This window comes from Streptomyces sp. NPDC101166 (assembly GCF_044768125.1).
Classification (GTDB): domain Bacteria; phylum Actinomycetota; class Actinomycetes; order Streptomycetales; family Streptomycetaceae; genus Streptomyces.
In genome coordinates this window covers 1-2,136 of sequence record NZ_JBIWPF010000067.1, presented here as the reverse complement: position 1 = coordinate 2,136, position 2,136 = coordinate 1, and the positions used below count along the sequence as shown (strand labels likewise).

2 protein-coding genes are annotated in these 2,136 nt (G+C 71.1%); both read right to left on the bottom strand.

Going from position 1 to position 2,136, the window contains the following annotated elements:
* A partial coding sequence (locus ACIRS4_RS36300; protein ID WP_404204238.1) for a hypothetical protein occupies window positions 1-253 on the bottom strand: 253 nt, incomplete at its 3' end.
* Window positions 254-466: 213 nt separating this feature from the next.
* Window positions 467-2,136, bottom strand: a 1,670-nt coding sequence (locus ACIRS4_RS36295; protein WP_404204236.1) for a DEAD/DEAH box helicase, incomplete at its 5' end; no start/stop codon positions are given.

The following is a 2,136-nucleotide window of genomic DNA, read 5'->3' as shown; positions in this document are numbered from 1 at the left end:
TGGTGGTCACCTCGATCGCGCCCCGCAACATGACCACCCATTGCCTGGTCGGGGCCGGATGCGGCGCACTGTCGAAGCCGCCGCTGCGGAGATAGGACACGCCTGGGATCGAGGACACCGCGCCCACCGCCATGGCGGGCACGCCGGCGGCGAGAGTCCGATCGGCCAGCGGGATTTCGGCATCGGTGAAGGCCGATCCGCCGTCCGGGGTGGAGGTGATCACGGTGTAGCGCAGGGTGTTTCGCTCGGGCATGGTCTCGATGCTCGCCGTTCGCCGCCTGGTGCGCGATTCCCCGAAGGGAATGGAGAGGGCGATTCCTGAGGCACTACACAGGCCATATTGACGTTTGCTAGAAATTTGCCGAGCCTGCTTTCCGGCTCCGAGTTATCTCAATCTCGTCGGATTTGCCGGAAAGGTCGTGCCCTTTGTGCCCGCGTGTCGTAGGAACCTACAAACGTGTCGCCCTCATCGGGACGAACGGCGGGCCGCGCCCGGCTTGCGCTTCTTGTTGTGCACGCGGCTCTCGCCCTGTGGTCGCTGCTGGCGGAAGCGCGGCTGCTCCGTGTCGGCCTTCCGCTCGGGTGCGGGCGGGGCCGAGGGATCGGCGATCGGACGGCCGCTCGGTCGGCGGGCTCCCGTGATCTCGATGAGTCGGCGATCGCCCGGGCGCACCTCGACGTCGGTGAGGGTCACCGAGGCGCGTTCCGCCAGCCGGGCCGCCTCCTCGCGGTCGTCGGGGGTGACGATGGTGACGACCGTGCCCGAGGCGCCCGCTCGGGCGGTGCGGCCGGTGCGGTGCAGGTAGTCCTTGGGATCCGCGGGCGGGTCGACGTGCACGACCAGCGAGATGTCGTCGATGTGCAGCCCGCGCGCGGCCACATCGGTGGCGACCAGCACCGGCGCGGTGCCGTCGGCGAAGGCCGCGAGCATGCGAGTGCGCTGGTTCTGCGCCTTGCCGCCGTGCAGGGCGACCGCGCCGATCCCGATCTCGCGGAGCTTGCGCGCCAGCTTGTCGGCTCCGTGCTGGGTGCGCACGAACAGCAGCGTCCGGCCTTGCCGCGCGGCGATCTCACTGACCACCGCGCGCTTGTCGGGCCGCCGGACGTGCAGGGCGTAGTGCGCGATCGTCGGTCCCGCGGCGACTCTCCCGAGGTCGCCCGTGACCGTGCCGACCGGCAAGTCCGCCGCCGACCCGGTGCCCGGTGTGTTGTCTCCCGTGCTCGAGGTGGCCGAACCTGTGACCAGCGCCGCCGAATGCGCGCCCGACGCGGAATCCGCCGCGAGCGCGTCTGAATCCCGGCTTGCCGCAGCCGTATTCGCCACGTTCCCCGTGGTCGCGCCGATCGCGTGGGTGGCGGGATCGCGGAGATACTTCTGCACCAGCCCGTCGACGGTCTCGTCCAGCGTCGCCGAGAACAACAGCTGCTGCGCGTCGTCGGGCACCTTGTTCAGCAGCGCCGTGAGCTGGGGGAGGAAGCCGAGTTCGGCCATGTGGTCGGCCTCGTCGACGGTGACCACGCGAATATCGGCCAGCTGCACCGCTTTCCGCCCGAGCAGGTCGGTCAACCGGCCCGGCGTCGCAATGACCACGTCCACGCCGCGCGCCAGCCGCTCCTCCTGCTTCTTGATCGGGAGCCCGCCGACCGCGGTGGCCAGGCGCAGGCCCAGCGACAGCGCGGGTTCGTCCAATGCCGCCTCGATCTGGATCGCCAGTTCCCGGGTGGGCGCGAGGATCAGACCGCGCGGCCGCTTGGGGGCGCTCGGCGCACCGAACAGCCGCACCAGCATCGGCAATCCGAACGCCAGCGTTTTGCCCGACCCCGTCGCGGCCCGGCCCAGCACGTCGCGGCCCGCGAGAATATCGGGAACGACCGCGGCCTGAATCGGGAACGCCGTATCCATCCCGCCCCGCCGCAGCGCCTGCACCAGCACCGGTGGCAGACCGAGATCCGCGAATCGGGTCGGCGCCGCCGCGGCGGATGTCGGTGCGGATGTCGGGTCGGTGTGGATGGTGGCCTCCGGATCGGGATTCGGCGTCGCCGCGGGCCCGCGGCGGGTGGGTGTCGGGTTCGGCGTGCTGCCGGAGCGTTCGGCGGGCACGGCGGAACCATCCGCGCCCGAGTCGGATTCGCGGG